At 70.8% G+C, this 24,146-nt stretch carries 23 protein-coding genes; 12 read left to right on the top strand and 11 right to left on the bottom strand.

Going from position 1 to position 24,146, the window contains the following annotated elements; all coding sequences use genetic code 11:
* Positions 1-27: 27 nt before the first annotated feature.
* The gene (locus OG787_RS23335; RefSeq protein WP_405536270.1) at positions 28-795 is read left to right on the top strand and encodes an ANTAR domain-containing protein; all 768 of its coding nucleotides are present in this window, start codon (positions 28-30) and stop codon (positions 793-795) included.
* 19 nt (positions 796-814) lie between these two features.
* Here OG787_RS23335 and OG787_RS23330 read toward each other — a convergent pair whose 3' ends face one another.
* Positions 815-1,801 carry a hypothetical protein gene (locus tag OG787_RS23330; RefSeq protein ID WP_369037791.1) on the bottom strand — a complete coding sequence of 329 codons (987 nt, stop codon included), beginning with the start codon at positions 1,799-1,801 and terminating at the stop codon, positions 815-817.
* Between the two features lie 149 nt (positions 1,802-1,950).
* Between OG787_RS23330 and OG787_RS23325 the strand changes: the two genes are divergently transcribed.
* Positions 1,951-2,955 (top strand): nucleoside hydrolase, encoded by a 1,005-nt coding sequence (locus OG787_RS23325; RefSeq protein WP_369037790.1) that lies wholly within the window; start codon positions 1,951-1,953, stop codon positions 2,953-2,955.
* A gap of 200 nt (positions 2,956-3,155) precedes the next feature.
* Here the strand turns inward: OG787_RS23325 and OG787_RS23320 are convergent, their stop codons facing one another.
* Positions 3,156-4,103 (bottom strand): LAETG motif-containing sortase-dependent surface protein, encoded by a 948-nt coding sequence (locus tag OG787_RS23320; protein ID WP_369037789.1) that lies wholly within the window; start codon positions 4,101-4,103, stop codon positions 3,156-3,158.
* Positions 4,104-4,412: 309 nt separating this feature from the next.
* Here OG787_RS23320 and OG787_RS23315 point away from each other — a divergent pair, with 309 nt between their 5' ends.
* On the top strand, positions 4,413-6,092 hold the full coding sequence (locus tag OG787_RS23315; protein WP_405536269.1) for a glycoside hydrolase family 13 protein: 1,680 nt from the start codon (positions 4,413-4,415) through the stop codon (positions 6,090-6,092).
* Between the two features lie 6 nt (positions 6,093-6,098).
* Here the strand turns inward: OG787_RS23315 and OG787_RS23310 are convergent, their stop codons facing one another.
* The gene (locus OG787_RS23310) at positions 6,099-6,785 is read right to left on the bottom strand and encodes a DUF4142 domain-containing protein (RefSeq protein WP_405540563.1); all 687 of its coding nucleotides are present in this window, start codon (positions 6,783-6,785) and stop codon (positions 6,099-6,101) included.
* A 177-nt stretch (positions 6,786-6,962) separates the two neighbouring features.
* On the opposite strand from OG787_RS23310, the gene OG787_RS23305 reads away from it, so the two are divergent.
* The gene (locus tag OG787_RS23305; RefSeq protein WP_369037786.1) at positions 6,963-7,148 is read left to right on the top strand and encodes a hypothetical protein; all 186 of its coding nucleotides are present in this window, start codon (positions 6,963-6,965) and stop codon (positions 7,146-7,148) included.
* 102 nt (positions 7,149-7,250) lie between these two features.
* On the opposite strand, the gene OG787_RS23300 is transcribed toward OG787_RS23305, so the two are convergent.
* Together OG787_RS23300 and OG787_RS23295 are read right to left on the bottom strand one after the other, a co-directional pair.
* Positions 7,251-7,586 carry an ArsR/SmtB family transcription factor gene (locus OG787_RS23300; RefSeq protein WP_369037637.1) on the bottom strand — a complete coding sequence of 112 codons (336 nt, stop codon included), beginning with the start codon at positions 7,584-7,586 and terminating at the stop codon, positions 7,251-7,253.
* A gap of 24 nt (positions 7,587-7,610) precedes the next feature.
* Positions 7,611-8,417 (bottom strand): IclR family transcriptional regulator, encoded by an 807-nt coding sequence (locus OG787_RS23295; protein ID WP_369037638.1) that lies wholly within the window; start codon positions 8,415-8,417, stop codon positions 7,611-7,613.
* Between the two features lie 227 nt (positions 8,418-8,644).
* Here OG787_RS23295 and OG787_RS23290 point away from each other — a divergent pair, with 227 nt between their 5' ends.
* From OG787_RS23290 to OG787_RS23260, 7 genes are all read left to right on the top strand, one after another.
* Positions 8,645-9,481, top strand: coding sequence for a transporter substrate-binding domain-containing protein (locus OG787_RS23290; RefSeq protein ID WP_369037639.1), 837 nt, complete (start codon positions 8,645-8,647; stop codon positions 9,479-9,481).
* Positions 9,482-9,522: 41 nt separating this feature from the next.
* Entirely contained in the window at positions 9,523-10,257 is a 735-nt protein-coding gene (locus OG787_RS23285) for an amino acid ABC transporter permease (RefSeq protein ID WP_369037640.1), read from the top strand.
* A gap of 5 nt (positions 10,258-10,262) precedes the next feature.
* The gene (locus OG787_RS23280; RefSeq protein ID WP_369037641.1) at positions 10,263-10,913 is read left to right on the top strand and encodes an amino acid ABC transporter permease; all 651 of its coding nucleotides are present in this window, start codon (positions 10,263-10,265) and stop codon (positions 10,911-10,913) included.
* Positions 10,910-11,656 carry an amino acid ABC transporter ATP-binding protein gene (locus OG787_RS23275; RefSeq protein WP_369037642.1) on the top strand — a complete coding sequence of 249 codons (747 nt, stop codon included), beginning with the start codon at positions 10,910-10,912 and terminating at the stop codon, positions 11,654-11,656. Before OG787_RS23280 ends, OG787_RS23275 begins: the two co-directional genes overlap by 4 nt.
* Positions 11,657-12,051: 395 nt before the next feature.
* Positions 12,052-12,255 (top strand): cold-shock protein, encoded by a 204-nt coding sequence (locus tag OG787_RS23270; RefSeq protein ID WP_006373337.1) that lies wholly within the window; start codon positions 12,052-12,054, stop codon positions 12,253-12,255.
* Positions 12,256-12,578: 323 nt separating this feature from the next.
* Complete coding sequence (locus tag OG787_RS23265; protein ID WP_405536268.1) at positions 12,579-14,129, top strand: DEAD/DEAH box helicase; 1,551 nt, start codon at positions 12,579-12,581, stop codon at positions 14,127-14,129.
* 62 nt (positions 14,130-14,191) lie between these two features.
* On the top strand, positions 14,192-14,479 hold the full coding sequence (locus OG787_RS23260) for an SCO5918 family protein (protein WP_235476686.1): 288 nt from the start codon (positions 14,192-14,194) through the stop codon (positions 14,477-14,479).
* Between the two features lie 123 nt (positions 14,480-14,602).
* On the opposite strand, the gene OG787_RS23255 is transcribed toward OG787_RS23260, so the two are convergent.
* Positions 14,603-17,716, bottom strand: a complete 3,114-nt coding sequence (locus OG787_RS23255; protein ID WP_405536267.1) for a beta-N-acetylglucosaminidase domain-containing protein — start codon at positions 17,714-17,716, stop codon at positions 14,603-14,605.
* A gap of 95 nt (positions 17,717-17,811) precedes the next feature.
* On the opposite strand from OG787_RS23255, the gene OG787_RS23250 reads away from it, so the two are divergent.
* Entirely contained in the window at positions 17,812-18,714 is a 903-nt protein-coding gene (locus tag OG787_RS23250) for an NAD(P)-dependent oxidoreductase (protein WP_369037645.1), read from the top strand.
* 16 nt (positions 18,715-18,730) lie between these two features.
* On the opposite strand, the gene OG787_RS23245 is transcribed toward OG787_RS23250, so the two are convergent.
* The 5 genes from OG787_RS23245 to OG787_RS23225 all read right to left on the bottom strand — a co-directional run bounded on the left by OG787_RS23245 (position 18,731) and on the right by OG787_RS23225 (position 24,087).
* A complete protein-coding gene (locus OG787_RS23245; RefSeq protein ID WP_369037646.1) occupies positions 18,731-18,991 on the bottom strand; it encodes a hypothetical protein in 261 nt (86 codons plus the stop codon).
* Positions 18,992-19,164: 173 nt separating this feature from the next.
* A complete protein-coding gene (locus OG787_RS23240) occupies positions 19,165-19,740 on the bottom strand; it encodes a YdeI family protein (protein ID WP_369037647.1) in 576 nt (191 codons plus the stop codon).
* A gap of 109 nt (positions 19,741-19,849) precedes the next feature.
* Positions 19,850-20,590 (bottom strand): hypothetical protein, encoded by a 741-nt coding sequence (locus OG787_RS23235; RefSeq protein ID WP_405536266.1) that lies wholly within the window; start codon positions 20,588-20,590, stop codon positions 19,850-19,852.
* 169 nt (positions 20,591-20,759) lie between these two features.
* Positions 20,760-21,572, bottom strand: a complete 813-nt coding sequence (locus tag OG787_RS23230; protein ID WP_369037649.1) for a YceI family protein — start codon at positions 21,570-21,572, stop codon at positions 20,760-20,762.
* 211 nt (positions 21,573-21,783) lie between these two features.
* Positions 21,784-24,087: an MFS transporter gene (locus OG787_RS23225; protein ID WP_405536265.1), complete on the bottom strand. Its 2,304-nt coding sequence runs from the start codon at positions 24,085-24,087 to the stop codon at positions 21,784-21,786.
* Positions 24,088-24,146: the final 59 nt, after the last annotated feature.

Raw genomic sequence — 24,146 nt, 5'->3', positions numbered from 1 at the left:
GGAACCCCCGAAGGGCCCAGGGAGGCGATGACCGTGCGATTCGGGGACGGTCGGAGCGGCGGACCGAGCGACGGTCGCAGCGATGGCCGGAGCAACGGCCGGAGCAACGGCCGGACCGCCGAGACCATCGTCGAGCGCGTACGGGACTCCCGCCCCGGTGAGATCCCCGCGCGGCTGTGCGCCGTCGCCGTCGAACTCCTGCCGGTGACCGGCGCGAGCGTGTCGCTGCGCGCCGACGGCGTGCCCCTGCGGCTGACCGCCACCGACGACCGGGCCGCCCAACTCACCGACATCCAGGCGACCTTGGGCGACGGCCCCGGCCCCTGCGCCGGCGCCTCCGGCACCCCCGTGCTCGCGTCCGACCTGACCGCCGGCCGGGACGCGCACCGCTGGCCGGTCTTCGCCCAGCAGGCGACGGCGGCGGGCGTGTGCGCGGTGTACGCGCTCCCGCTGGGCAGCGACCGGGTCTGCGTGGGCACCCTCGACCTCTACCGCGACACCGTCGGCGAGCTGACCTCCGACGAGCTGTGGACGGCCGGATGCGTGGCGCGGCTGGTCACGGTGTCGCTGACGGACCTGTCCAGGACGGCCCGTCTCGACGGACGGGACGGGCTGGTGGATCTGGCCGACCACGACGAGATCCACCAGGCCGCCGGGATGATCATGGCCCAGCTCGGCATCGGCGCGGACGACGCCCTGGCCCGCCTCCGCGCCCACGCCTTCGCCCACGGCCGCACGGTGCTGGTCGTCGCCCGGGACGTACTGGGCCGACGGAGGCGGCTCGACAGGGAGTGAGAGGAGAAGGGGGCGCGGGTCAGTACACGTCCTGATCCGCGTCGGTCTCGGTCTCTGTTTCTGTCTCCGTCCCGGGCTCCTGCCCGTCCTCCTGGACGTCCTCCTGAGGCTGCTCCCGGTCCGGCTGCGCCTCCTGGTCCGGCTTCTGTCCCTGCTCCGGCGCTTGCGTGGGTGTCGGGCTCTGGCCCTGCACCGGGGTCTGCGGCGGGGTCGACGTGTCGTTCCTGGTCTGCTTCAGTCGCTCGGCGCCCACCTGGAGCGCGTGGACCGTGTACTCCGTGCGGGGCTCGGTCAGGCCGCCGTTGGTGACGAGGATCGCGTCGTCGCCGACCCGTACGGCGGCCAGGTCCAGGGTGAGCGTGGCCGGGGCGCCGTCCAGCTCGCCCCTCGTCGCCAGCCGCAGGCCCTGCCTGGCCTCCCCGGCCTCCGGCAGCCCGACCTCCGTGACCCGCACCTCCTGCTTGGCGCCGCGCGGGCTCGTCGCCGTGAACCGCGCGCACTTCTGCGGCATCGTCTTCAGCCAGGCGAGCCCCTTGTCGACGTCGGCGCGGTGGGCGGCGGTGACCTGGTAGCGGAGCTGGGCGCCGTCGTCGTAGTCGTCGAACCCGGCGACGGCCCGGGCGCCGGCCGGCTCGCCCAGCAGCTCCTCCGTGTACACGGCGTCGAGGAGGCGTCCGCAGTCGGCGTTGTCCGTCGTCGCCTTGAGCAGCGCGTCCCGCCAGAGCGCCGCGCCCTCGGTACGGGTCCACGGCGCCCCGAGGTCGGCGTCGGTGAGGAGCGCGCTCTGCGCCTGGACGTCGGTCAGGGCGGGCGGAGCGGTCGCCGCCTTCGCGATCGGGGACGGAGCCTTCGGGGAGGCGGCGGCGGGCCGGGCCTGCCGGCGTTCCGTGGTGTCCTCGGCGCCGCCGTCCCCGTCGTGCATGCACGCGGCCATCGTCAGCAGGGTGCCCATCCCGAGGGCCGAGGCGAGCAGACGTACCGCACGGGGAGAGGGCCGACGGGTCATCAAGGGGTTCCTCCAGAAGGGCCGGTACGTCCGATTCCTCCTCCGACGGCACCATCGCCCGGGCACTCCCACCAGCGGGCCGGGCCGTACGGGTGACTCACCCCGAGGGACACATGGCAGCCTGTGCAGCCGGGAAAGGAGCCCTCACTGTGACGACCGCCCAGCCCAACCCCCTGGCCCACCAGGCAAGTTCAGCCGACCCCATCCCGGTCATCATCGACTGCGACACCGGCGTCGACGACGCCCTGGCCCTGCTGTTCGCCGTACGCCACCCGGGACTCGACCTCCGCGCGGTCACCTGTGTCGCCGGGAACACGGACGTCGACCAGGTCGTACGGAACACCCTCACCGTCCTCGACCGGGCCGGCGCCCCCGATCTGCCCGTCGCGCGCGGCGCCGAACGCCCGCTGATCGAGCCCGCGCGGCCCGCCTCGCATGTGCACGGGCGGGACGGCATGGGCGATCTCGGCCTGCCCGCGCCCACCAGCCGTACCGCCGTCGACGTGGACGCGGTGACCCTGCTGCGCCGCGAGATACTCGGCTCGCCCCGCCCGGTCACCCTCATACCGACCGCGCCGCTCACCAACATCGCCCTGCTGCTGCGTACGCACCCCGAGGTGACCCGCAACATCGAGCGGATCGTCTTCATGGGCGGCGCGGTGGCCACCGGCAACGCCACGCCCGTCGCCGAGTACAACGTGTGGCACGACCCGGAGGCCGCCGCCGTCCTCCTCACCGCCGGGGTCCCGATCACGATGTACGGCCTGGACGTCTTCCAGCGCGTAGTAGTACCGGCCGCCGACGTCCAGCGCCTGCGCACGAGCACGGAACCCGGCGCGAGTCTCGCCGGCGAACTGCTCGCCCACCGCGACCCGGCCGCCTCAGGCGACCCCACCCCCACCGGCGGCCTCGGCGACGCGGGCGCCGTCTGCGCGGTAGCCGACCCGCAGGGCCTGACCACCAGCCTCCTCCCGGTAGAGGTCTCCCTCACCCCCGGCCCGACCCGAGGCCAGACGGTCGTAGACCGCAGACCACGCCACGGGGAGTCAGAAATCCACCACGGCACCCGGGAACACCCCCTGGTGGACGTGGCACTGGACATCGACGTAAACCGCTACGTGAAGCTCTACCTACAGACGATCGAGACCCGATAGGTGGGGGGCGAAGCCCCCCCACCTAGGGGCGCGGGGAACTGCGCGACCAGCCCCCACCGAGCCCGCAGACACCCACTCACGCTCCCACCCACCGCATGGCTCCCACCCACTCACCCTCACCGCCGCAGAAAACGACAGCCCCGGTGCCGCTCGCGAGAAGCGGCACCGGGGCTGTCGTACTCAGGAGCTACTGAACCGGATCAAGCCCCGGCGCGAGCCGACTTCCGCCGCTTCGTCGCGACGACGATCGCCGCCCCACCGATCAGCAGCGCAGCCGCACCCCCCGCGATCGGCCCGGTCGCACTGCCGCCACCCGTCTCGGCCAGCGGCGGCTCGGAGCTGTCCGGGCTCGTCGGCGTGGCCGGCGGGGTCGACTCCGGCACCGACTCGGACGGCGTCGGCGTCGACGGCGTCTCGGAGGCGGGCGGGGTCGTCTCGGACACCGGCTCGGAGGGAGTCGGCGTACCCGGGGTCTCCTCGGCCGGAGGCGTCGCGGTCGGCGTGCCCGGGGTCTCCTCGGCCGGCGGAGGCGTGGTCGTGCAGTCCTTCGTACCGCCGTTCCAGGCGGCGATCAGCAGATCCTTGATGACCGGACGGTCCGGACCCTTGGGCAGGTCGCCGTGCTCGAAGCCGTCGTTGGCGTCGAACTTGCCGTCGAACTTGGTCTTGCCCCGGTAGAGGTCGATCTGCCCGAAGCAGCCCGCGTCCGGGACCGCGATGTCGAGCGAGTCGGTCTGGCCCTGCTTGACCGTCACGGTGTCGAAGTCGACGAAGACCTGCTCGCCGGAGGTGCCGAAAGTGGCGCCGTGGGCGAGGTAGGAGGCGAGGGAGGCGGTGCAGGTGGTGGCGTCACCGGCGGTGCGGACCTGGATGTGGACCTTGCCGTCCTCGGTGGGCTTGAGGTTCTGGTCGTCGACACGGACCGAGTCGAAGAAGTTCTTCCCGTCGAGGGAGAACTGGCAGCGGTCGGTCTCGGTCTTCGTGCCCGCTCCGGCGCCGGGCTTGTAGCCGCCGGTCTTGGCACCCCAGCCGTCACCGCCGGGCGTACCGGTGGCCCAGGCCCCCGAGGCCGAAGCCGCGCACAGGGCGAGCGCAGCCGCACCCGTCCCCAGCAGGCGCAGCGCGGTGACACGTCTCGCTATGGACATGCAGATCCCATTCTTCGCGTGGGCGAGAACCCGGGTACGGCGAGAGGGCAGCACGTCGCTGCCGGGCCGTACCGGGGGAATGTGGTCGAAGGAACGCCGAGCCCATCGGTCAAATGCGCCACAGCGTTCGCACATCGTCGATCTTGCGGACCGGAGTGTCAACTCAGGGAACTGCAAAGGGCGTTCCGGGGTCATCACAAATCCGCCACACAAGGAAGGATGTGTTCCGGGGGCGCGTGCGTTCACCTTCCCGGCGAATTGGACAGAGTTGGGCTTGTCGTAGTCCGCCCAGCAACAAGGAGACAACGAGTGCCCGAACCGACTCCGGACCTTTCCTCCCGGGACCCCGACTGGTGGCGCCAGGCCGTCATCTACCAGGTGTATCCGCGCAGCTTCGCCGACGCCGACGGCGACGGACTGGGCGACCTGAAGGGCATCACCGAACGCCTCACGCACCTGGCCGCCCTCGGCGTGGACGCCCTGTGGCTCAGCCCCTTCTACCCCTCCGAACTCGCCGACGGCGGCTACGACGTCGCCGACTACCGTGACGTCGACCCCCGCCTGGGCACCCTCGACGACTTCGACGCGATGGTCGCCGAGGCGCACCGGCTCGCCCTCAAGGTCATGGTCGACATCGTCCCCAACCACACCTCGCGCCGGCACGTGTGGTTCGAGGAGGCCCTGCGCTCGGCGCCCGGCTCCCCGGCCCGCGACCGCTATGTCTTCCGCGACGGAAAGGGCGAGCACGGCGAACTCCCGCCCACCGACTGGCAGTCGGTGTTCGGCGGCAGCGCGTGGAAACGGGTCGAGCCGGACCAGGCCCCCGACGGCCAGTGGTACCTGCACCTCTTCACCCCGGAACAGCCCGACCTGAACTGGGCCAACGAAGAAATCCGGGCCGACTTCCGCACCACGCTCCGCTTCTGGTCCGACCGGGGCGTCGACGGCTTCCGCATCGACGTCGCGCACGCCCTGGCGAAGGACCTCGACGTCCCGCTGCGCGACCTCGGCGCCCCCGAACTGAGCGCCGAGGCGGCCCTCGCCACCCTCCCGCCCGGCACCCACCCCTTCTTCGACCGCGACGAGGTCCACGAGATCTACCGCGACTGGCGCAAGATCCTCGACGCCTACACCCCGCCCCGCATGGCGGTCGCCGAGGCCTGGGTCCCGGGCGCCCGCCGCGCCCTGTACGCCCGCCCGGACGAACTCGGCCAGGCCTTCAACTTCGAGTACCTACAGGCAAGTTGGGACGCGGAGCAGCTCAAGCAGGTGATCACGGACTCCCTGGCGACGGCCCGTTCGGCAGGCGCGTCGGCCACCTGGGTCCTCTCCAACCACGACGTCGTACGCCACGCCTCCCGCCTGTCGCTCCCCCCGGGCACCGACCCGAACACCTGGCTCCTCTCCGACGGCACCGCCCCACCGCTCGACGAGCGGGCAGGCCTGCGCCGTGCCCGTGCGGCCACACTCCTGATGTTGGCGCTGCCGGGTTCGTCGTACGTCTACCAGGGCGAGGAACTGGGCCTCCCCGAGGTCGCCGACCTGCCGCCCGAGGCCCTCCAGGACCCGATCTGGGAACAGACGGCCCACAGGAACAAGGGCCGCGACGGCTGCCGGGTCCCGCTCCCATGGACGACCACCGGCCCGTCGTACGGCTTCGGCGCGGGCGCGGCCTGGCTGCCGCAGCCACCGCACTTCGCGTCGTACGCCGTCCAGGCACAGGACGGCATCGAGGGCTCGACCCTGGAGCTGTACCGCACGGCCCTGGCCCTGCGCCGCCGCCTCCTGGACGGCGAGGACCTGACCTGGACGCCGGAACCGGCGCCGGGCGTCCTGGACTTCACGCGCACGGACGGCTGGCGTTGTGTGGCCAACCTGTCGGACGCACCGGTCCCGCTTCCGCCGGGTGAGCTGCTGCTGAGCAGCGCACCACTGGAGCCGGACGGGGGTCTGGGCCCGGACATGACGGTCTGGCTCGGCCAGGAGTAGGGGGCCTCACCCCGCTGTCGGACTCGGGGAAGCGTTCGGCGGCGGGGTGAGGACGACGGTCGGGGAGCCCGGCACCGGGACGGGCGGAGTGACGTCGGAGGCGGGCAGTTTCGGCGGGGTGGTCTCCTGGAACAGCACCTGGTCGAAGTTGACGAGCCCGGTCTTCTCCATGACCGTGATGTGGTCCAGGACGGTGGTGTTGGCCTGGTCGGCGAGGGCGCGCACCAGCGTGTTCTTGGTGGTGGACCGGATCTTGGCGACGGTGTTGAAGATCGACCCATGGGTGACGCGCAGGATGTTGGCGAAGTCGGTGTCGAACTGCTTGCCCCTGCTGTCCGCGTTCAGGGTGTCGATGAACCCCTGCTGCTGCGGACTGGGCAGGTTGGGGATGGTGACTCCGAGCTGCGGGGCGATCTGCCGTACGGTCGCGTCGAGGGCCGCATGCCCGGCGACGAGATGCTGTCCGGCGGTGACGACGGCAGGCGAGGTCCCCTTCGCTATGGCCATCTGCCCGACCGGGTACTCCCAGAGCCCCGCCGCCCGCACCTTCACGACGAAGTCCCGGTCGGCCTCCGTCAGCGGTCCTGTGGAGGTCTGGGCGACGATCCGCGAGGGCGAGCTGGACACGGTCTGGACACCGAGCATCGCGGGATAGGCGAGCGCGGCCAGCGTCAGCGCCAACGCGCCACCCACGACGAGGGTGCCGGTCGAGCTCCGGTTGAAGCGCACGTTGCCTCCTGTTGCGACGGGGGGTCGTCGAGGAGGAGTACGGCTGTGGGGCCGCCCGGAACCTTTGCTCTCCGTAAGGCCTGCGCAAAAGGTGCGCCATGGCTGGCAGGATGTCGCGGGTCGTAGATGGAGGGGAAGAACATGGCGATAGCTGTGCTGAGCGGCATTCTGGTGCTGGTCGTCGGGGGATGCGTGTGTGTCGTGTGGGCGGCCAGGGGTGGGCCGCGGTGGGTGCGTGGGGTGTCCCGGGTGACGTTGTTCGCGGGGGAGGCGGTGCGCAAGGCGGAATGGGGCCGCAAGTCGACGTCGTCGGACGACGGTTCGTGAAGGTTTTCGCCCCCGCCGCCCCTACCCGTCCCATCCCTGGGGGCCGCGCCCCCAGGGATGGGACGGGTAGGGGCGGCGGGGGCGAGGAAAAGCCGGCTCGGGCTACGCCAGCAAGCGGCCCATCATCGCCATCACCGTCGGCTCGACCCGGTAGTACACCCACGTCCCGCGTCGCTCGGACGACAGCAGGCCCGCCTCCCTGAGTTTCTTCAGGTGGTGGGAGACCGTCGGTTGGGAGACGCCTACGTCGGAGATGTCGCACACGCACGCCTCGCCCCCCTCGTGCGAGGCGACCAGCGAGAACAGCCGCAGCCGGACGGGATCACCGAGCGCCTTGAACATCGCCGCCGTCCGCTCCGCCTCCTCCGCGGTGAGCGGACGCTCGGTCAGCGGCGGACAGCACGCCACAACCGTCTCCGTACTCGGCATATTCGACATACGTCTATGTTCACACACGTCGAATCAGTCGACCGGACCCCGCCCACCCAGACTCTCCGTGATCGTCACCGTCGCCGCCGCCAGCAGCGCCCCCAGCTCGGGCAGCCGCTCGCGGGTGACCCGCGCCGCCGGCCCCGAGATGCTCACCGCGGTCGTGACCTCGCCCTTGTGGTCGTACACGGGCGCCGCCACGCACCGGATGTCCTGCTCGTTCTCGACGTCGTCGACGGCGTAGCCGCGCGCACGGATGCGGGCCAGCTCCTCGTGCAGACGCTCCGCGGTCGTGATGGTGGCCGGGGTACGGGCGGGCATGCCTGCGGCGATCACCCGGTCCACCGTGTCCTCCGCACCATGGGCCAGGAACACCTTGCCGGTGGCCGTGCAGTACGCGGGCTGCCGGCTGCCCACGCGCGAGTGCATCCGTACCGCCTGCGGGCTCTCGACCTTGTCGATGTAGACGATCTCCGGCGGGTCGAAGGTGACGAGGTGCACGGTCTCGCCGCTGTCCTCGGCGAGCCGGTGGAGGACCGGTGACGTGATCTGCCGGGTGTCCCGGCGCTCCAGATACGCCTGGCCGAGCAGCGCGTTCTGCGGGCCCAGCCGGTAGCGGCCCGACTCGGGATCCTGGTCCACGAGCCGCGCGTCCCGCAGCGGGGCGACCAGCCGCAGCACGGTGGACTTGCTCAGCTCCAGCCCCGCGGCGAGGTCGGTCAGTGTGACGCCGTGCGGATGCCCCCGGTCCTCGGCGAGGTACATGAGGATGCCCAGCGCGCGCCGCAGGGACGACGAGGCGTTGCGACGGGGTTCTGGGGGCGTGGGTGTGTCGGTCACCCCCGCATCCTAGCGTGCTGCATAGCAAAATGGGATGTCACATATTGAAATCGACCATTGACGACTGCGAATCCCCGGGGCTAACTTCTGCCCAACGTTCCGCGTTCTGCGAAATGAAGTTTTGCATAGCAAAACAACCCCATCGCTCGTCCCCATTTCTGGTGACCGTCGACGTTCGCCGCCCTCTTCGCTCTCCCCCTGTGCAGCCCTCCCCGAAGGGAACCCCGATGAGCCTTCGTCACCGTACCCGCCCCATGATGGTGATTTGTGCCGGTGTGACCGGCGCCGCATTCCTCACCGCGTGCAGCTCCTCCTCCGGCACCACCGGATCCGGCGCGGCCTCGTCCACGCTCCAGACGGTCATCAAGCGCGGCACGCTGAACGTCGCCAGCTGTCTGACGTTCCCGCCGTTCGGCTCGCTCAGCAAGGACAACAAGCCCCAGGGCTTCGACGTCGACGTGGCCACCGCCATGGCCAAGGCGCTCGACGTCAAGGTGAAGATCGTCGACACGACGTCCGCCAACCGCATCCCGAACCTCCAGACCAAGAAGGTCGACGCGGTGGTCTGCAACTTCACCACCACCGCCGAACGCGCCAAGCAGGTCGCCTTCAGCGATCCGTACATCGTCGCGGGCGAGGTCCTGCTGGTGAAGAAGAGCAGCGGCATCTCGACGCTCGCCGACCTCACCGGCAAGAAGGTCGCCGTCACCAAGGGCTCCACCAACGGCGACGCCGTCAAGGCCGGCAACCCCAAGGCCACCATCCAGGAGTACGACACCTCGGCCGCCGCCGTCCTCGCGGTCAAGCAGGGCCAGGCCGACGCCATGGTCGAGGACTCCAACTTCCTCAACTACCAGGCCAAGACCGACCCCTCCCTCAAGGTCACCAAGGACTCGGTCGTACCGCTCGAGTACAACGGCATCGGCGTCCAGGCCGGCGACCCGACCTGGCTCCAGTGGGTCAACACCTGGCTGCGCGAGTTCAACACCTCCGGCGAGGCCGCCACCCTCTACAAGAAGTGGTTCGGCGTGGAGCGCCCGTACCCCCTCAACCCCTCCTACTGACAGCCCCGTTGACTCGCTGACCTGTTGAGGAGGACCCCGACGTGCTCACCGACTGGAACTACGCCCTCCAGGACTGGCCGACCTACCTCGACGCGGCCTGGCTCTCCCTGCGCCTCTCCCTGGCCGCGTTCGCCCTGGCCTGCGTCCTGGGCCTGCTGGGCGCCCTCGCCCGTCGATCCCGGTACGCCGTCCTGCGCGCACCGGCGGCCGTGTACGTCGAGGTCATCCGCAACACCCCGGTGCTGCTCCAGATGTTCGTCGCCTACTTCGCCCTGCCCTCGGCGGGCCTGCGCCTGAGCCCCGTACAGGCGGGCGTCCTCGCGCTCGGCGTCAACGTGGGCGCGTACCTCACCGAGATCTTCCGGGCCGGCATCCAGGCGGTGCCGCGCGGCCAGAGCGAGGCGGCCCGCGTCCTGGCCCTCGGCCCGGTCCGCACCTTCGCGCACGTCGTCCTGCCCCAGGCGCTGCGCAACGTCTATCCGGCGGTCGTCAACCAGCTCGTGCAGATCATCCTCGGCTCTTCCCTCCTCTCCGCGATCTCCGTGCCCGAACTCACCGGCACGGCCACGGTCATCAACTCCCGCACCCTGCTGACGATCGAGGTCTTCGGCATCGCCGCAGTCCTCTACCTCGTCCTGACCAACCTGGTGGTCCTCGCCGCCGGCCTGATCGGCCGCGTGGCCTTCAAGCCCCCGCTGCGCCCGGCCGCCGTACGACCCCGCCCGCTGGACGCCGTACGCCGGCTCCTGCCCGTGCGTGTGCGAAAGGAGGCCTGAGCCGCATGGACTGGTCGGTCATCTGGTCGAACCGCGAACTGTTCACCTCGGGGCTGTGGGCCACCGTGCAGCTGTCCGCCGCCGCCATAGTCACCGGCACCCTCGCCGGGCTGGTCGTGGCGGCCGTACGGACGAGCAGGGTGCCCGTGCTGGCGCAGCTCGCCCGGGTCTATCTGGAGGTCTTCCGGGGCACCCCGCTCCTCATCCAGATGCTGTTCATCTACTTCGGCGCGGCCTACCTCAACCTCGCAGGCATCACCGTCTTCGGCGCCGCGCTGCTCGCCCTGACCCTCTACCAGGGCGCCTACATCGCGGAGATCTTCCGCTCGGGCATCGAGGCGGTGCCGAAGGGGCAGTGGGAGGCGGCCAGGGTCCTGGGACTGGGGCGGGCAAGGAGCTTCGTCTCGGTGATCCTCCCGCAGACCCGGGCGATCGTGCTGCCGCCGCTGGTCGGGCAGTACCTGTCCCTCGTCAAGGACACCTCGATCGCCGTCGTCATCGGCTACGTCGAACTCCTGCGCCAGGGGCAGGCGGTCATCGACCGGGCCGGCGACCCGGCCACCACCTATCTCGCGGTCGCCGTCCTCTACTTCGTCATCTGCTACCCGCTGTCGCTCGTCGTGCGGCGGATGGAACGAAAGGCTGTCCTCGCATGACGACCGCTTCCCCTACGGGCATCTTCCTCACCGGCGTCCACAAGCGCTTCGGCTCGCTGGACGTCCTCAAGGGCGTCGACATCGACGTCGGGGCGGGTGAGGTCGTCGTCCTCATCGGCGCGAGCGGTTCCGGCAAGTCGACGTTGCTGCGGATCATGTGCGATCTGGAGCGCGCGGACGCGGGTGAGGTGTGGGTGAACGGCGTTCCCCTGCACGACGCCAAGCGGGCGCCGGAGATCTTCGGGCACGTCGGGATGGTCTTCCAGCAGTTCAACCTCTTCCCGCACAAGACCGCCCTCGGCAATGTGACGCTGGCGCTGCGGAAGGTCAGGAAGCTGGAGAAGGGGGAGGCGGAGGAGCGCGGTCGGGCGGTCCTGGAACGGGTCGGGCTGTCGGAGAAGGCCGACGCCTACCCCGCCCAGCTCTCCGGCGGTCAGCAGCAGCGCGTCGCGATCGCCCGCGCGCTCGCCATGGACCCCGCCGTGATGTTCTTCGACGAGCCGACCTCCGCGCTCGATCCGGAGCTGGTGGGTGAGGTGACCGGGGTCATGCGGTCCCTCGCGGAGGACGGCATGACGATGGTCGTCGTCACGCACGAGATGCGCTTCGCGAAGGACACGGCCGATCGGGTGGTCTTCATGGACGGCGGAGTAGTCCTCGAACAGGGACCACCGGACCAGGTGTTCGGCAACCCTGCCGAGGCACGCACTCAGCAGTTCCTGCACCGGGTTCTGGACGTGTAGTTCTTTCGCCCCCGCCGCCCCTACCCGTTCCCATCCCTGGGGGCTGCGCCCCCAGACCCCCCTTGGCTCGGTATTTCAGCCCCTCCGGCGTTTGAGGAGCGGGGGTTCGGGGGCGGAGCCCCCGAGGATGGGACGGGTAGGGGCGGCGGGGGCGAAAAACCGCTCGGTCGGGACGGTGGCCGCATGGGCTCTGGGTGGGGTGACCTGGGGGGACTATTCCCGTCGGACGTGTGACATTGCCGCACGTCCGTGGGGGCGTGTTCTGTGCTAGCGTGGTTTTCAGTTGCAGTTGTGGTTCCCAAAGATTTCCGGTGTTAGTTCCGGCGGGGCAATCATTGCGGCGACGCGGGGTCCGCACGGTGCGGGCCCCCGAGCATGCCCCAAGGAGATTTGACATGGCCACCGGTACCGTTAAGTGGTTCAACGCGGAAAAGGGCTTCGGCTTCATCGAGCAGGACGGCGGCGGCGCCGACGTCTTCGCCCACTACTCGAACATCGCCACCCAGGGCTTCCGTGAGCTCCACGAGGGCCAGAAGGTGACGTTCGACGTCACGCAGGGCCAGAAGGGCCCGCAGGCGGAGAACATCCTCCCCGCCTGATCCGCGTGAACCTGCCGGTCCACTAGTCAGCTGGTCAATCTAGTCAGCTGGTGGATCGACAACACACGTGATTGTGGCCGGGGCCCGCACCTAGGGGTGTGGGCCCCGGCTCACAGTTTTTTTCGGGACGGTTCCGCATCGGACTCCACCGGACTCCGGTCGCCACCGTCCCTGATTCTTGGGGTGTCTCAGAAACCCCTTCACCGCTCGTTTCCTTTCGGCCCGTCCCCACGGCCTTTCTGTCCTGTGTGCCGCCGCTGTCGCGGCGGACGCTGAGCGCTGCCGTGTTCTCTGCCGACGTGCCGCATTGAGGAAGGTTCTGCATGAACCGGTCGTTCGCCGACCTGGGCCTGCCGCCCTCGCTGCTGGCCTCCCTCACCGCCGAGGGCATCACCGTCCCCTTCCCGATCCAGGCGGCCACGCTGCCGGACACCCTCGCGGGCCACGACGTCATGGGCCGCGGCCAGACCGGCTCGGGCAAGACCCTGGCCTTCGGCCTGGCCATGCTGGCCCGGCTCGCCGGACAGCGCGCCGAAGCGGGACGCCCGCTGGCGCTCGTCCTCGTACCGACCCGTGAGCTCGCCCAGCAGGTCGTGGACGCGCTCACCCCGCACGCCCGCGCCATGAAGCTGAAGATGACCACGGTCGTCGGCGGGCTGCCCATCTCCCGTCAGGCCCGTGCGCTCGGCGCCGGCACCGAGGTCGTCATCGCGACGCCCGGCCGGCTCCGCGACCTCGTCGACCGCCGCGACTGCCGCCTCGACCGGGTCTCCGTCACCGTCCTCGACGAGGCCGACCAGATGGTCGACATGGGCTTCCTGCCGCAGGTCACGTACCTGCTCGACCAGGTGCCCCGCAAGGGACAGCGCATGCTGTTCTCGGCGACGCTCGACGCGGACGTCGGCCGGCTGGCCCGCCGCTATCTGCACGAGCCGGTCGTGCACCAGACCGACCCGCACGCCGGCGCCGTCACGACGATGGAGCACCACGTGCTCTACGTCGACGACGCCGACAAGAAGACGGTCGCCACCGAGATCGCCGCCCGCGACGGACGTGTCCTGATGTTCATGGACACCCGGCGCAGCGTCGACCGCCTCACCAAGCACCTGCTGAAGAGCGGTGTCCGTGCGGCGGCCCTGCACGGCGGCCGTTCCCAGCCCCAACGCACGCGCACGCTCGCCCAGTTCAAGACCGGCGAGGTCACCGTGCTGGTCGCCTCCGACGTCGCCGCGCGAGGCATCCACATCGACGACCTCGACCTGGTCGTCAACGTGGACCCGCCCGGCGGTGCCAAGGACTACCTCCACCGCGGCGGCCGTACGGCCCGTGCCGGAGCCTCCGGCAGCGTGGTCACCCTGGTCCTGCCCGAGCAGCGCCGTGAGATGCGGAGCCTGACCCGGGCGGCGGGCGTCAACCCGAACACCGCCAAGGTCGGCCCCGGCGCCGCCGAACTGACCCGTATCACCGGCGCCCGTACGCCTTCGGGCATACCCGTCGTCATCCCGGTCCCGGCCCCGACCCCGCCGTCCCCGTCGAAGGGCGACGGCTCCGGCCGGTCCAGGTCCTCGCGGTCCCGGTCCGGCTCCCGCTCGGGTTCCGGCTCGGGCACGGGTTCGGCTTCGGGTTCCTCGGGCACGCGGTCGCGCCGCGGGGGTGCGGAGGGTGCCGGTGGCGGCGCCGGATCGCGTACGTCGGGTGGCGGCAGCGGCAAGAAGGCGTCGCGTCCGACCGGTGGCGGTGCCAAGCCGCCGCGTACGCCGGGTGGGAGTGCGTCCGGCCGTACGGAGCAGGACGGCTCCGGAGAGCCACGCAGCCGTCGGCGTCGGGCGCCCCGCAACCGGCGTCCGGGTACCGACGCACGTCAGAGCAGCTAGCACCAGCTTCAGAACGAGCACCTGTACAGCACCCGTAACCCTTCCCGACCTGCGGAGGCACCATGCGTTGTGTGATCGCACGATTCCCGTTCGACCTGATCATGAGTGAGGTCACGCACAAGATGGACGGGGTTGCTCCCGAGCCCATCACCAGTGCGGCCGTCGTCATCGGTGGAGTGGACTACCCGGTCAAGCAGGTCGGTGCGGTGATTACCCGGCTGGACCGGCGTGACTTCACCGAGAAGGAAATGATCGCCGCGTTGAATCGGCTGGGGTTCACCTGCCGGGCGACTGCGGCGCCGGCGCCGGCCCGTCCGGCGGTCATTGATCCCTGGGCCGAGATGCAGTAGCCATCGGACGGGCGGTGTGCTTCGTCTGCGGGCTCGTTGTGGCTGGTCGCGCAGTTCCCCGCGCCCCTTTGGGGCGGGCTGTCGAACCGCGCGACTGCCAGCACCGTCTACTGCCGGACCCGTCTAGCTGACCGGCACCCCCGTTACTGCCGCGGCCAGCGGGTATGCACCCGTTTTCAGGGGCGTGCCCACCGTGCCCGTCGCCGTTGTCACCGGGACCAAGGTGCCTGCGTCGGCTGTCGTGACGTAGGCCGTGGTGCCGTTCCAGTTGAGGGCTGTGTCGAAGGCTGAGCGGCCTACGGTGATCGGGTTGCCCGGGGCGCCGGTCACCGTGTCGAGCGGGGTGATCGTGTCGCCGTTGCTCGCGCTGACCCAGAGGGTGCGGCCGTCCGGGGAGAGGGCGAGGCCGTACGCCTGACCCGTGACCAGGTAGGTCGGGCGGGTGTCGTTCGTGGCGGTGTCGATGGGAGTGACCGTCGAGCCGCCCGAGTTGGACACGTACACCGTCTTCCCGTCGGGCGCCGCGACCACGTTGAACGGGTTCGGGCCGACGGCAACTGCCGTTTCCGCCTTGCCCGTTGACAGGTTCACCGGGCTCACCGTGCTGTCGTGGATGTTCGCCACGTACAGGGTGGTGCCGTCCGGGGTGATCGCCATGTTCTCCGGGCCGTCGCCCACCGCTATTTTCGCGCCCGCCGTGCCGGTTGCCAGGTCGATGGGCTGGATCGCGTCGTCCGAGTAGTCCGCGACCCAGAGCGTGCGGCCGTCGGGAGTGAGGGCCAGGCCCGCCGGTACGTCCCCGACCGCCACGGTCGCCGTGACCTTCGACGTACTGACGTCGATGACGCTCACCGTGTCCGAACCCTGGTTCGCCGCATAGGCGGTACGGCCGTCCGGGCTGATCACGACCTCACCCGGGTTGTTGCCGACCGGGATTTCGGTGGAACCACCGGAGGTCAGGTCCACCGAACTGACCGACGCGCCACTGAAGTTGGCGGTCAGGGCCCGTTCGCTGCCGCCGACTGCGGCTATCTGCACCGGGATTACCCGGCTCACCAGTCCATCTCCGGTGACTGCTACCGATCTTGTGCCCGCACTCGCCCCGCTCGCCGCCGTGAAGGTCAGGGTCTCCGTGACCTTGCCGCCCGCCGGGACGGTGACCGTGCCGGACGACGGGGTGACCGTCAGGCCGTCAACCTCCTTGATCTTCCAGGTTGTTGTCCTGGTGGTCGTGGAGCGGTTGTCGGCAATCGTCAGGGTTGAGGTGGCGCTGGCGCCTGGGGTCAGGGACAGAGACGTCGGGGTGAAGGACGCGTCCGGGCCCGGGTCCGGGGCCGCTCTCAGGGTCGCGTCGAACAGGAAGCGGTCCAGTACGCCGGGGGCGATCTGCTGGGGGACCGAGTCTAGTTGCTTGCGTTGCGACTGGAGGCGGGCGTAGAGGGTCGAGACGGAGTCCGTGTCGCCGTTCGTCTGCGCCAGCATCAGGGCTACGGCTGTCGTGCCCGCCTCGCCGTATGCGCCGAGTTTGTCCAGCCAGGGCGAAGTCTCGGTCAGGAACTGGGCGTTCGCGAGGTTCGCTCGTAGGTCTGCCGGGGCATCCGTCATCGACTTGAAGTAGGCCGTCAGTGCGTCGGCCGCCTTGTCCAGGCCCTCTCCGCTCTCGTACGCCGTCGTGAACGCCTTGAGGAGGGGAGTCAGGGTCGGGGACTCCGTGGCATCCAGGAGGGAGGAGTAGTTGTTCTCCGCGAAGACTCGGAGGGAGGCTGCCGTCGATCTGGGGGCGTTCGCCGCGAAGTCCTTCACCGAGGCCAGGAACGCTGCCCGGGGGTCGTACGCCTTCGGGTTCCAGGCGTAGGACGCCGAGGTGAACAGGGCGAGTTTGCTGGCCTCCGCCTGGATCATCGGGTTGGCGGTGATGCCCGTGACCTGGGTGGGTACGCCTGCCTCGCGGCCCGTGTAGGGGCCCAGGAGGAGGCGGCTGGTGGTGTAGTCGTTCACCGGGTAGTTGTCCCAGATCAGGATCGGGTGACCGAACAACTCCTTTGCCTGGCGGGCCTGTTCGGTGGTGATCGTCGGTGCGATCACTCCTACGCCCGTCCACTCGACGACGACCGACGGGTCCAGCTGCTCGCGCAGTGCCGTCTTGTACGGGGAGTCGGCGAGGTCGGAGTACTCGGTCGGGACCATCTCCAGCGGGGTCACGTCCGTGTGGGCGGCGACGAAGTCCTTGACCACGTTGTTGAGGAGGGCCGACTGGGCGGCGCCCGCCGCTCCGCCTCCCGTGCCGAACTTCTCCTTGTCCGCCGCGCAGTTCCACGCCGTGTAGCTGATGTCGTCCAGCGGTACGGCGAACGAGCGCACGCCGATCGCGTACAACGACTCGAACTTGGTCACCAGTGCCTTGACGTCGGCCGCCGAGGAGTAGCAGACCGACAGTCCGGGGGAGAGGGCGTAGGTGAAGCGGACGTGGTTCTCGGCTGCCCTGTCGACCAGTTGTTTCAGGGTGGCCAGCTGGTCCGGCGGGTACTCGTCGCGCCAGTTCGCGCGCAGATACGGGTCGTCCTTGGGGGAGTAGACGTACACGTTCTGCTTCGTACGGCCGTAGAAGTCGAGCTGGGAGAGGCGGTTCTGCTGTGTCCAGGGGGCGCCGTAGAAGCCCTCGATCACTCCTCGCAGGGCCGTTGTCGGCCAGTCCCGGATGGTCGTGGAGGGGATCGAGTTGTGGGTGATCAGCTGGCGGAGGGTCTGGGCCGCGTAGAACGTGCCCGTCGTGTCCACGCCGGACAGGGCGACGGTGCCTTTGCCCGTCGCCAACGTGTAGCCACCCGAGGGGAGTTGGGTGGGGGGCTTGGCGCCCAGGTGCTTGAGTGCCTTTGCCGTTGCCGGGTTTTCCGTGGGGCCGCCTACGTAGACCGTGAGGGCGGCGTGGGGTATCGGGCGGCCTGCGGCGACAGTACGGATGGTGTGGGCGCCGGCGTCGCGCAGGACGCGTTCGACGAGGGTGCGGGCCGCCGGGTCGGTGGCCTTGCCGATGACCTCGACGACCTGCTTCGGGACCTGTTGGGTGCCGTGACCGGGGCTCAGCTGCTGGGGGGTCGGCCAGATGTGGGGGAGGGGGGATGCAGCCGTGGCGGAGTGCGGTGTCGCCGTCGCTGCGGGGGCCGGGGCTGCGCCCAGCACACAGAGGGTCAGGGCGGCGGTGAGGAGACCGCCTGCTGACTTCAGCGCCGGGGTCACGGCCGGCTCCGGTTCATTATTTTATCCATCGGGCGGAATCTTGGTGGATGGATTCACCGGCTGGCAAGACCCCGTCCACTTGGTTAACTGAACTCATGACCGACACCGAGACCCCCTCCCTCACCGTCGCCGTCCTCGGCACCGGCATCATGGGCGCCGCCATGGCCCGTAACCTCGCCCGGTCCGGGCACACCGTCCGGGTGTGGAACCGGACCCGCGCCAAGGCCGAGCCCCTGGCCATCGAGGGCGGGATCATGCTCGCCGACACGCCCGCCGACGCCGTACGGGACGCCGATGTCGTCCTGACCATGCTGTACGACGGTGATGCCGTCCGGGAGGTCGTGCGTGAGGCCGCACCCGCGCTCCGGGCGGGGGCCGCGTGGGTGCAGTCGACGACGGCCGGGGTGGACGCCATCGCTGAACTCGGCTCACTGGCCGAGGAGTTGGGGCTCGTCTTCTTCGACGCTCCCGTCCTCGGGACCCGGCAGCCCGCCGAGGCCGGGCAGCTGCTCGTGCTCGCCGCCGGGCCCGCCGAGCACCGGGCGGCCGTCGTGCCCGTCCTCGACGCGGTCGGCGCCCGTACGGTGTGGACCGGTGAGGAGGGCGGGGCGGGGAGTGCCACGCGGCTCAAGCTCGTCGCCAACAGCTGGGTGCTGGCCGTCACCAACGCGACCGGCGAGGTGCTGGCCCTCGCGCAGGCCCTCGGTGTCGAGCCGCAGAACTTCTTCGACGCGATCGAGGGCGGTCCGCTCGACATGGGCTATCTGCGGGCCAAGGCCGGCCTGATCCTGAACGACGGGCTGACCCCGGCGAGTTTCGCGGTGTCCACGGCCGCGAAGGACGCCCGGCTGATCGTCGAGGCGGGCGAGCGGAACGGCGTACGGCTGGACGTGGCCGCCGCGAGCGCCGAGAGGTTCCGGCGGGCCGCCGAGCAGGGGCACGGGGACGAGGACATGGCCGCCGCGTACTTCGCGTCCTTCGAGGAGAAGCAGCAGTAACCGGGGCCGGTGAGCGTCAGCCCACGCGTACCTTTCGGCTGCCGCACGCGGCGCACACGGCGTCGGTCAGCGGGGAGCGCATGGCGCGGCCGTCCTCGTCGACGTACTCCAGGGGGTTGAGGCAGCCGGCCGGGTCGGGGAGGACGATGACCTCGAAGGTACGGTGCCAGGCCGTACCGCAGTCGAGGCAGGTGAAGGCGAAGGTCTCGGTGAGGGCCCCGGTGGGGTCGTGGGTGAGGTTCCGGGGGCCATGGTCCTTCTCGTTCTCGCCGGACATGCGGTACTCCCTAAGCGCTCCGCCGGATGTGCCGTGATGGGTTGTCTTTCGGCTGCGGCGCCGTCGTGGCCGGCCGCGCCCACGCGGCGGTAGCCGCAAATTCAGAACAGCCCCGCGCCCCTTGGCGGCGTCGCCGAACCGGCGAGGTGATGAGCGGCGACCGCGCCGGTCGGTCACGGGTGGAGCTTCTCGCCCTTCGCCAGCATCGCCACGTACGTCTCGATCCGGCGCGCCCGGGTCTCGGGGCGCTTGGCCTCGTGGATCCGGTGCAGGATCGCGTAGCGGTTCTGCCGGTCCAGGGTCTCGAAGAACGCCGCCGCGGCCGGGTCGGCGGTCAGGGCCGCCGCGAGATCGTCCGGCACGGTGGCGGTCTTCGCGCTGTCGTACGCGGCCTCCCAGCGGCCGTCCGCCTTGGCGCGGTCGATCTCGGCCTGCCCGGCCGGACGCATCCGGCCCTGTTCGATCAGGACGGCCACCTTGCCCCGGTTGATCTTCGACCACTTGCTGCGCGGCCTGCGCGGGGTGAACCGCTGGAGCCACCACCGGTCGTCGAGCCCGGCCTTCTGACCGTCGATCCAGCCGTAGCAGAGCGCCACGTCGAGCGCCTGGGCGTAGTCCAGGGCGACAGCCCCTGGGGTCTTCTTGCGGAGCTTGAGCCAGATGCCGGGCGAGGTCGCGTGGTGCTCGCCGAGCCACGCCTCGAATGCCTCGGCGGATTCGAACGCGAGGGTCTCCAGGTCCTGAGTCATTCAGGCAGCGAACCACATCGGGGCCCGCCCTGACCCGCCCTGACCCGTCCCGCCCTGCCTCGGATCAGGCTGAGCGGGGCGAGACGGGTCGCGGGGCTCTACCGGGTCGTCAGCGGACCGGGTCCGCGGCCGTCCCCGCTGCCGGAAGCGCGGGCACAGCCGGAAGCGCGGGCAGCGCAGGGAGTGCTGGCGTCGCCGGTACCGCTGCCGCGGGCGGCAGTTCCAGCGGCGGGAGTTCGAGCGGGGGCAGCTCCACCGGCAGGGGCGGGAGGCCGCCCAGGAGGCCTCCGAGAAGGCCGCCCAGGGTGTCGAGGATGCCGCCCAGGAGGCCCGTGACCGTGTCCAGCAGGCCGCCGACCAGGCCGGTCACCGTGTCGAGGAGGCCGGCGAGGGTGGCCGAGAGCTGGTCCAGGAGGTCCGAGATCGGGTCGGCCAGGGCGGCGGCGCGGACGGTCGCGGCCCTGTTCGACGTGCCGATCCGGTCCGCCAGACGCTGCTTGAGGGAGGCGTTCGCCGTTTCGACCGCCTTCGCGAAACCGGCCGCCTGGGGCGCGGTCATACGGCCGGTGCCCGTCTGCTCGGTGAGGTCGGTCAGGACGTTCAGGACCGGGGTGAGTACGTCGCTGCGGTCGGCGCGCTCCAGGGCGCCGAGTCGCTGAAGTATCCGGTCCGCGTACGTGGAGGAGGACCACGTCGTGCCGACGCCGACACGGGCGTAGGCGTCCCGGCTCGCGTCGGTGACGGCGACCGCCGCGCCGACCGGGCCGAATATCAGCGCGGCACAGACCACGGACGACGGGAGGAGGAGCCCGCGGGAGCGGGGGCCGGAACGGGAAACGAGGGCGCGCATGCGCAGTCCTTTCGAGAGCTGCTCTCTTTGGGCCCACGGTGAGAACACCGGACACCGGCCGCAACCGCTCGCTGGCACTCAGTAACCGTCCGGTCCACTGTGACACGCCTCTGACCTGCACTTTTCACCCGTGCGGCGGCTCACTGCGCCGTCCGCCGCCATTCGGCTGTCAGGGGAGCCTCTCCCCCTGCACCGCCTGCACGTCCAGCTCCACCTTCAGCGTCGCGCCCACCGCCGCGATGCCCGCCCGCACCACCTGGTTGTAGTTCATCGCGAAGTCCTCGCGCCGCAGTTCCGTCGTCGCGCGGAACGCCGCCCGTACGCCGCCCCACGGGTCCGGACCCGTGCCGAGGTAGGCCAGGTCCAGGTCGACCGGCCGTACGACGCCCGCCAGTGTCAGGTCGCCGTGGACCGTCCAGCGGTCGCCGCCCGCCGGGCCGAGCCCCGTCGAGGTGAACGTGATGTCCGGGTGCCTGGCCGCGTCCAGGAAGTCCGGGGAGCGGAGGTGGTCGTCGCGCAGGGAGTTGCCCGTGTCGATCGAGGCCGCGCGGATCACCGCCTCCACCCGGGACTTGCCGGGATCCTGGGCGATGTCGATGTGCGCCCAGAAGTCGCCGAAGCGACCCCGCACGCTCGACAGGCCCAGGTGCTGCGCCACCGCCTCAACCGACGAGTGGACCGGGTCGACGGTCCACGGGCCCGGCGGCGGCAGCTCCATGTCGGCCTGGCGGGCCAGGGTGATCCGGCCGAGCCGTACGACTCCACCCGCCGTGACCAGCGCCGTCGAGGCGACGGGGGAGTAGCCGACCGCCGTGACGATCGCCGTGTACGGGCCGGGCGTCAGCGCGGTGGCGTCGCGCACGACGCCCTCGGCGTCGGCCTCGGCGCGCAGGATCTGCGTACCGGTCATGTCCGTCACCGTGATCACCGCGTGGGGCACGGCCCAGCCGTCCCGGGTGCGGATCGATGCGCTCAGCGCCATCGTCGTTCTCTCTTCCGTCCGCCGCTCTGTGATGTGGGGGTGCACCTCCGCGGGGTGGATGTGGATGACGGAGGTGCACCCCTGGGCGGGGTCCCCGGTGGCGGGGTGCACGGCCGTCCCCTGCCGTCCCTTGCCGCCTGCCGGGGGCCCTGGCCCTACCGGTCCGCGCGCGCACTGCCTCCGCTCCGAGCGCCCGCACGCGAACCGGGGTTCAACCGGTCGACTGGTCGCCCTGGTGGGCCAGTTCGACGTCGTGGTCGTCGACTCCGGCGCCGGAGACCGTGACCTGCCTGGCCCTCGGCGGGTAGCCCGTCGCGATGACCGTGTAGTCGCCGGTGTCCAGGTCGGAGAAGGCGTACGCCCCGTCCAGGCCCGTGGTCGTCGTGGCGACGACGTTGCCGGCCGCGTCCATCAGCGTGACGCTCGCGTCCGTCAGGGGGAGCCCGGCACCCCGTACCGTGCCCCGGACGTTCGCGCCCGGCTTCAGCTCGACCTCGACGCGCGTGTTCCCGGCGCCGCCGATCTCGACGGGCAGGGCCAGCGGGCGGTGCTTGGCCGAGTTGACGGCGAGGGTGACCGGGCCGGGGACCAGGTCGCCGATCGTGAACTCGCCCAGTACGTCGGTCTGTCCACCGGCCAGTACGTCGCCCCGGACGTCGGTCACGATCACCACCGCCCCGGAGACCGGCGTACCGCTGTCGGCGGAGCGGACCACCCCGACCAGGCCGCTCGTGCCGCTCAGCAGCACGTCGTACGACACCGGCTGCTCGGTCACGGTGACCGTCGAGGCCTGCGGCTGGTAGCCGTCGGCGGAGGCGATCAGGACGTACGAACCCGGGGTGGGCGCCTGGACGGCGTAGGTGCCCTCTGTCCGGGTGACCGAGCGGCTCAGCTGGCGGCCTTCGAGGGAGATGAGGGTGACGGCGGCGCCCGGTACCGGCACGCTCTCCGCGCCGCGGACCCGGCCGCGCACCGGGATGCCTTCGTCGGACTCGACGGGGGCCGGGACGGCCGTACCGGTGAGGGCGGGTGCTGCCGGTGCCGGGGTCAGGGTCTTCTGCTCGGCGGTGGGCGCCTCGGGAGCCGTTCCTTCCGTCGCCGCGCGGCGGCCCGGGATGAAGGAGGCGATGGCGAAGGCGACCAGGGCGGCGCCGGCGCCGATGGCCAGGACCGTCTTGAAGCCGTTCTCCGACGGGAGCGCGGTGCCGCCGAAGTCGGTCGTCATCTGGGCGAGGACGACACCGGCGACGGCGCTCGCGGACGACGTACCGATGGACCGCATCAGGGTGTTGAGGCTGTTCGCGGAGCCCGTCTCGGACGCGGGCACGGCGCCCATGATGAGGGCGGGCATCGCGCCGTAGGTGAAGCCGATGCCGGCGCCGATGACGCACGAGACCACGATGAAGTGCCACAGCTCGCTCATCAGCACGATGTTCAGGCCGTAGCCGGAGGCCACGATCAGGGCGCCGATCATCAGCGTCACCTTGGGACCCTTGGCCTTGGAGACGGCGGCGGAGACCGGGGCCGTGGCCATCATCACCAGGCCGGAGGGGGCCATGACCAGGCCGGCCGCGAGCAGCGACTGACCGAGGCCGTAGCCGGTCGCCTCAGGCAACTGAAGGAGCTGCGGGAGGGCGAGGGACATCGCGAACATGGCGAAGCCGAGCGCCACCGAGGCGAGGTTGGTGAAGAGCACCTGGCTGCGGGCGGTGGTGCGCAGGTCGACCAGCGGCTGGCTCGTGCGCAGCTCGAAGAAGCCCCATGCCAGCAGGACGACCACGGCTGCGGCGAACAGTCCGAGGGTGGTGCCGCTGCCCCAGCCCCAGTCGGCGCCCTTGGAGATGGCGAGGAGCAGCGAGATCAGCCCGACCGCGAGACCGGCCGCGCCGATCAGGTCGAAGCGCCCGCCGGTGCGGACCCTCGACTCCGGTACGAAGGCCAGGACCAGCACGAGGGCCACGACGCCCATGGCGGCCGAGCTCCAGAACAGTACGTGCCAGTCGAAGTTGTCGGCGATGAGCGCGGCGGCGGGCAGACCGAGGGCGCCGCCGACGCCGAGCGAGGCGCTCATCATGGCGGTCGCGGAACCGAGCCGCTCGGCGGGCAGTTCGTCGCGCATGATGCTGATGCCGAGCGGGATGACACCGGAGGCCAGACCCTGGAGGGCCCGTCCGGCGATCATCGGGACCAGGGAGTCGCTGAGGGCGGCCGTGACGGAACCGGCGACCAGCAGGACGAGGCTGACCAGGAGCATGCGGCGCTTGCCGTACATGTCTCCGAGCCGGCCCATCATCGGCGTGGCGACGGCGGCGGCCAGCAGGGTCGCGGTGACCGCCCAGGCGGTGTCCGAGGACGGGGCGTCCAGGAGCTTCGGCAGCTCGGGGACGATCGGGATCACCAGCGTCTGCATCAGTGCGACCACGATGCCGCCGAAGGCCAGCACCGCGACGACGGCATTGGGCCGCGCCGGTGCGGACCTTCCGACGTCGGCGGGGCGGGGGATTGCGTGGGTCATGGTCGGGCCTCCGTGGGGGGACGTACAGCTGCACCCTCACAGTAAAGTTCTTGCTTAAG

The organism is Streptomyces sp. NBC_00075 (genome assembly GCF_045041225.1).
Lineage (GTDB): Bacteria > Actinomycetota > Actinomycetes > Streptomycetales > Streptomycetaceae > Streptomyces > Streptomyces adonidis.
Note: the sequence above shows the minus strand (reverse complement) of the source record. Positions and strands in the feature narration are given on the sequence as shown.

What these genes read in the sequence shown, in the direction of transcription:
- OG787_RS23335 (WP_405536270.1), top strand. Translation starts at nt 28, where the DNA reads ATGACCGTGCGATTCGGGGACGGTCGGAGCGGCGGACCGAGCGACGGT.
- OG787_RS23330 (WP_369037791.1), bottom strand. Translation starts at nt 1,801, where the DNA reads ATGACCCGTCGGCCCTCTCCCCGTGCGGTACGTCTGCTCGCCTCGGCC.
- OG787_RS23320 (WP_369037789.1), bottom strand. Translation starts at nt 4,103, where the DNA reads ATGTCCATAGCGAGACGTGTCACCGCGCTGCGCCTGCTGGGGACGGGT.
- OG787_RS23305 (WP_369037786.1), top strand. Translation starts at nt 6,963, where the DNA reads ATGGCGATAGCTGTGCTGAGCGGCATTCTGGTGCTGGTCGTCGGGGGA.
- OG787_RS23300 (WP_369037637.1), bottom strand. Translation starts at nt 7,586, where the DNA reads ATGTCGAATATGCCGAGTACGGAGACGGTTGTGGCGTGCTGTCCGCCG.
- OG787_RS23290 (WP_369037639.1), top strand. Translation starts at nt 8,645, where the DNA reads ATGAGCCTTCGTCACCGTACCCGCCCCATGATGGTGATTTGTGCCGGT.
- OG787_RS23280 (WP_369037641.1), top strand. Translation starts at nt 10,263, where the DNA reads ATGGACTGGTCGGTCATCTGGTCGAACCGCGAACTGTTCACCTCGGGG.
- OG787_RS23275 (WP_369037642.1), top strand. Translation starts at nt 10,910, where the DNA reads ATGACGACCGCTTCCCCTACGGGCATCTTCCTCACCGGCGTCCACAAG.
- OG787_RS23270 (WP_006373337.1), top strand. Translation starts at nt 12,052, where the DNA reads ATGGCCACCGGTACCGTTAAGTGGTTCAACGCGGAAAAGGGCTTCGGC.
- OG787_RS23265 (WP_405536268.1), top strand. Translation starts at nt 12,579, where the DNA reads ATGAACCGGTCGTTCGCCGACCTGGGCCTGCCGCCCTCGCTGCTGGCC.
- OG787_RS23260 (WP_235476686.1), top strand. Translation starts at nt 14,192, where the DNA reads ATGCGTTGTGTGATCGCACGATTCCCGTTCGACCTGATCATGAGTGAG.
- OG787_RS23250 (WP_369037645.1), top strand. Translation starts at nt 17,812, where the DNA reads ATGACCGACACCGAGACCCCCTCCCTCACCGTCGCCGTCCTCGGCACC.
- OG787_RS23245 (WP_369037646.1), bottom strand. Translation starts at nt 18,991, where the DNA reads ATGTCCGGCGAGAACGAGAAGGACCATGGCCCCCGGAACCTCACCCAC.
- OG787_RS23240 (WP_369037647.1), bottom strand. Translation starts at nt 19,740, where the DNA reads ATGACTCAGGACCTGGAGACCCTCGCGTTCGAATCCGCCGAGGCATTC.
- OG787_RS23235 (WP_405536266.1), bottom strand. Translation starts at nt 20,590, where the DNA reads ATGCGCGCCCTCGTTTCCCGTTCCGGCCCCCGCTCCCGCGGGCTCCTC.
- OG787_RS23230 (WP_369037649.1), bottom strand. Translation starts at nt 21,572, where the DNA reads ATGGCGCTGAGCGCATCGATCCGCACCCGGGACGGCTGGGCCGTGCCC.
- OG787_RS23225 (WP_405536265.1), bottom strand. Translation starts at nt 24,087, where the DNA reads ATGACCCACGCAATCCCCCGCCCCGCCGACGTCGGAAGGTCCGCACCG.